This is a genomic window from Candidatus Parvarchaeota archaeon, from assembly GCA_016866895.1.
Classification (GTDB): Archaea; Micrarchaeota; Micrarchaeia; order Anstonellales; family VGKX01; genus VGKX01.
On sequence record VGKX01000106.1, the window covers coordinates 1 to 4,365 of the forward strand.

The 4,365-nt window shown below is 46.4% G+C and carries 6 protein-coding genes; 2 read left to right on the forward strand and 4 right to left on the reverse strand.

Going from position 1 to position 4,365, the window contains the following annotated elements; genetic code table 11:
* Both FJZ26_04455 and FJZ26_04460 read left to right on the forward strand, forming a co-directional pair.
* The coding region (locus FJZ26_04455) for a hypothetical protein (protein ID MBM3229655.1) at nt 1–615 on the forward strand (615 nt) is incomplete at its 5' end.
* A gap of 57 nt (nt 616–672) precedes the next feature.
* The gene (locus FJZ26_04460; GenBank protein MBM3229656.1) at nt 673–1,320 is read left to right on the forward strand and encodes a V-type ATP synthase subunit D; all 648 of its coding nucleotides are present in this window, start codon (nt 673–675) and stop codon (nt 1,318–1,320) included.
* A 234-nt stretch (nt 1,321–1,554) separates the two neighbouring features.
* Here the strand turns inward: FJZ26_04460 and FJZ26_04465 are convergent, their stop codons facing one another.
* From FJZ26_04465 to FJZ26_04480, 4 genes are all read right to left on the reverse strand, one after another.
* Nucleotides 1,555–1,890, reverse strand: a complete 336-nt coding sequence (locus FJZ26_04465) for a DUF2283 domain-containing protein (GenBank protein ID MBM3229657.1) — start codon at nt 1,888–1,890, stop codon at nt 1,555–1,557.
* Nucleotides 1,891–1,894: 4 nt separating this feature from the next.
* Nucleotides 1,895–2,125: a hypothetical protein gene (locus FJZ26_04470; protein MBM3229658.1), complete on the reverse strand. Its 231-nt coding sequence runs from the start codon at nt 2,123–2,125 to the stop codon at nt 1,895–1,897.
* Between the two features lie 223 nt (nt 2,126–2,348).
* Nucleotides 2,349–2,666 carry a hypothetical protein gene (locus FJZ26_04475; protein ID MBM3229659.1) on the reverse strand — a complete coding sequence of 106 codons (318 nt, stop codon included), beginning with the start codon at nt 2,664–2,666 and terminating at the stop codon, nt 2,349–2,351.
* Nucleotides 2,666–4,365 (reverse strand): ATP-dependent DNA ligase (locus FJZ26_04480; GenBank protein MBM3229660.1); only part of this gene is annotated, 1,700 nt, incomplete at its 5' end. The genes FJZ26_04480 and FJZ26_04475, both read right to left, overlap by 1 nt.

Below are 4,365 nucleotides of genomic sequence, written 5' to 3' on the forward strand. Positions count from 1 at the left end.
AACAAGAAGGGCACTGTCACGCAACTTTCAATCCTTACAATGCCCGGAGATGACATTACACACCCCATTGCAGACCTCACAGGTTACATTACCGAGGGACAGATTGTGCTTGGCCGCGACTTGCACAGGAAAAACATCTATCCGCCTGTTGACGTGCTTCCATGCCTTTCAAGGCTTATGAACCTGGGCATTGGCAAAGACCAGACGCGCGAGGACCACAGAGGGGTTGCAGACCAGCTTTATGCCGCATATGCAACTGGAAGGGACTTGAGGTCGCTTTCCGCAGTGGTTGGCGAGGAGGCGTTATCCGAAGTTGACAAGAAGTTCCTCAAGTTTGCAGATGAATTTGAAAAGCGCTACATAACACAGGACAGCCATGAGGACAGGGGCATTGAGTACTCGCTGGAGCTTGGATGGGAGCTGATGTCAGCCCTTCCCCAGTCAGAGCTAAAGAGGGTGAAAACAGATTTCATTGCAAAGTACGGGCAAAAGTATTATGAAGGCAAGGTAAAGGCTTCGGAGTATTTTACCAAGGCGGAAAAAAAGGCAAGCCAGAGCCAAACTCAAGCCAAGCACCACGAAAAACCGACGGAAAAAAAGAAGGGGAAAAAGTAAGCTGATGGTTGGAATAACCCTGGAGTTAGACAAAAATAAAAAAAGGCGGAATAGTTTATGGCAGAAAACCCAAACCCGACGCGCATGGAGCTTTTGAAGGCAAAGGCCAGGATAGTCCTTGCCAAAAAGGGCCACAAGCTTCTAAAGCAAAAGCGCGATGCTCTTGTAATGGAGTTTTTCAAGATACTTGAAAAGGCAAAGGACATGAGAAGCGAGCTGAATGCAACGCTCAAGGATGCATACCAGACACTTGCCGTTGCGCAGATTTACCACTCTGTTTACGAGCTTGAGGCAATAGCATCACAGATAAAAAAGGCACCTGGCGTGAAAATAGAGGTAAAAAACGTCATGGGCGTCAAGATTCCCTCAATCCAGTCCGTGCCTGTGCAAAAAAGCCCATTTGGGAGAGGATACTCGATTATTGGCTCAACTGCCAAAGTAGACGAGGCGGCAGACAATTTTGAAAAAACAACAGACATGATTGTCAAGCTTGCAGAAACCGAAAACGCCCTGAGAAAGCTTATCCGCGAGATTGAAAAGACAAAGCGCAGGGTCAACGCACTTGAATTTATTCTTATACCCAAACTTGAGGCGCAGGCAAAGCTCATCCGCTTCAGGCTTGAGGAGATGGAGCGCGACTCGTTTTTTGTTTTAAAGATGATGAAAAAGAAGCTTGGGAAAAAGGCCAGAAAGCAGGATAACTAGAATTTAGAAAACCAGAAATCCTTATTTCCTACCAGCCATGAATTTATTTTCCTTGTCAAATCATCCGCAAATAGACCAAAGACATATAGCTATGAAACTCCAAAGCATATAGTGGAAACTTTCTGAAAAGCCGCGACTTACCGTAACTCACGCAGAACTAGCAAGCCAGACAATAATCACATTCTGTGACTTTGAAATAATTTCAAGGATTTCCATGTGGATGTAACCCAACCTTCAGCCAACCCCTAAGACAGGGCTTCTGTAAAGCTTTGGGATTGCAAGCGAGGCGTATTCGGATTTTTGCCCAACTTTTAGCTCAAAGTTTACGTATAGCGCGTCTTTGTCGCTCACTTTGTAAAGAAGGCTCTTGATTTTGTCCTTGGAAACCTTTTTGTGGAAAAGATCGGAGAGCAGGCTGCAGGCTTCAAGTATCTCAACGCCAACAATCTTTTTGGATTCGCTCAAATCCACGTTAATTCTTGGATTGAGCTCAAGGGTGCTTGAAACCCGTTTGCTGCTCAAGTTAATGTAAATTGCATCGGCTTGATCATCATAGCTGAATCCATTCATTTTATCACCGCTTGTTGTCCTCTCCTGCAACAAGATTTTGGATATCTTTACTTGTGTGCATGAGAGTAATTAAACGTATCGAGTCATTTAAAGTGACGACATATCTTCTGAAGACCCCTGGTTTTTGATGATAGTAAACATCAAATTTGCGCTCATGAGGAATTTCAGAGACCTGCTCCATTACAAGCGCTGGACTTTCATTTATTATGTCCTGCTCGCAAACCTGTCGCGGCAAAAAACACTCAATAGACCTCAGGCCAGCATGTGTTGTATAGGCAAATGCCAGCTTTTTCGATCTGACAAGAGCAAGAAACTCTTTAATAGGCACTTCCGGCATGGATGCCTTTCAATATTGCGTTTAATAAACAGAGCCAGGGGTGCTTTCCAGTGAAAGATTGCAGTCTACCAGAGAAGACAAACGCGTCGGTTTACTGTCTTCTTCAAACTCTAGTGTTTTTTTAGTATGGGTTCCCAGCCTCGTCCTGGTATTTTTTCTGCAGCGTCTCCCAGGTTGAGCCATCACTAATCGAATTTATGCGCTTGTCTCGGCATCTTGCGGCATCAGACTCGCAACCAAGCTCCATAAAAATGGCTTCGGCTTTCTTGTAATCGCAAGCAGACTCATATGCACTTGCAGCTTTTTCCTTGTCGCCAACCTTAAGATATATTTCTGCCGCCTTCACAAACAGCTGTTTTTTCTCAAGCCTCTTCGCCTTTGCCGCAAGTTCTTTTTTTTCCGAATCAGGCATTGCCATATGCACAACCTCGCTTTTCATTATGCTTTCGCCCTTCTTTGCAAGCCGAACATCTCAAGCACTTCCGCACTTGTTGTTGCCTGCACAGTGCCTTTATCCTCCCTTATGCCAACCAGGCGCGGGAAGCGAAGAGCAAGCCCTCTGCCTTCACCGTCTATTGAGCATGTGTGCTGGCTTGATTGGCTGATTTCATCAAATGCCACAGTGACAACCATGGAGGGCTCAACCCAAAAATCAGGCTCAAGCCTGGATTCAACGCCCTTGGGTTTTTCCCTTGATTTGGAAGCATAAAGCCTTTCTTGAAGTTCCCTCATTTCCTCCTCGCTAAAGCCGCTGCCTATTTTTGCTACAGTTTCAAGGGCCCCTGTTTGCTCGTTTTGGACTGCAACCAGAAGGCCGCCAAACTCAAACTCGCTTCGCGCCCCTTTGCCAAGATAATAACCGACTACAACAGCATCAATAGTGTCAACAGACGACCCGTAGGACTTTTTCAGCTTTATCCAGGCAAACTTGCGCGCGCCTGCAACATAAGGCATCCTCAGGTCCTTTGCAATGACGCCCTCAAGCCCCTCGGACAGGCATTTTTGGAAATACTCCTCAAGCTCCTGCGCGCTTCTTGCAATTATCCTTGCCGAAGGGAGAATCACGCCTTGAAAGTCCTGCTTTTTGGTGCCTGTAGAGCCAAGCAAAAGCTCAAGCTTTTCCCGCCTTATTGAATATGGCTCAAGTGTGAAGTCCGTGCTTCCTGCAAGCATTATGTCAAAGGCGAACATCTGCAGTGGCAGCTGCTGCGACATTTTACCGATATCATATTTTCTTTTCCGTTGCATGAGCTGCTGGAATGAGAAGTATTTGTTTTCTTCAGGCGAGTAGGCAAGCGCCTCACCCTCAAAGATTAGCATTCTCTCATCAAGCCCCCTTGCCGCCTTTACAATATCTGGGAACATGCCGGTCATTTTCTCAAGCTTTCGAGAGTAGATTTCCACCTTGTCGCCAGACTTGTGCACCTGCATCCTAAGGCCATCATACTTGGCCTCCACAGAGCACTCCCCGGTTCTCTCTATGATTGCCTGCGGGGATATTTCCCGCTCTGCCAAAGCTGGCCTTATTGGCTTGAAAGGCGTGACTTTAAGCCTTGAGATGCTTTTTTGGTCTTCAAGGAAGATTTTTGCGACATAACCCAGGTCAGAGCAAAGATTGTATGCCCTCTCTATTTGCTGCCGCATTGACTTGTCCTGAGCCCCGATAAGTGAAAGCGCATCAAGAATTGTAGGGTCGCCAATGCCAAGGCGCAGCTTGCCTAGGGGAAAACGGACTATGTATTTGGCCTCAACAGGACTTGCTGAATTGAGAAGCTCTGCAAGGATGCCGATTTTTGAGGATTGCGACCCCTGCCCCGATTGGGCCGCTATTTTTTGGAACGATTGGTAAACATGCTCAACAGTCAGTTCTGCACCCCCAAGGGAGGTCTGTTTTTTTTTGCCTGCAAGCAGTGAAGCCACGTCGCCCAAGTCACCCTTTTCTTTATACAGAATCTCAATTTGCTTTCTTGTGTAACCTGAAAACGTTGCTATTGACTCCATGACAAATTTTTCGCCTATCCCAATGTCCACCCCCTCAAATGGAGGGGCGATCGAGCCCTGAGTAAGATAGACAACCTTATCAGCAAGTTCGGGAATCTCACCTGCGGGAATTGTTTTTAAAAATTCGGCATATGTTG

Bases quoted from the DNA above. Each gene is read 5' to 3' on its own strand.
- FJZ26_04460 (MBM3229656.1), top strand. From the start codon at position 673: ATGGCAGAAAACCCAAACCCGACGCGCATGGAGCTTTTGAAGGCAAAG.
- FJZ26_04465 (MBM3229657.1), bottom strand. From the start codon at position 1,890: ATGAATGGATTCAGCTATGATGATCAAGCCGATGCAATTTACATTAAC.
- FJZ26_04475 (MBM3229659.1), bottom strand. From the start codon at position 2,666: ATGAAAAGCGAGGTTGTGCATATGGCAATGCCTGATTCGGAAAAAAAA.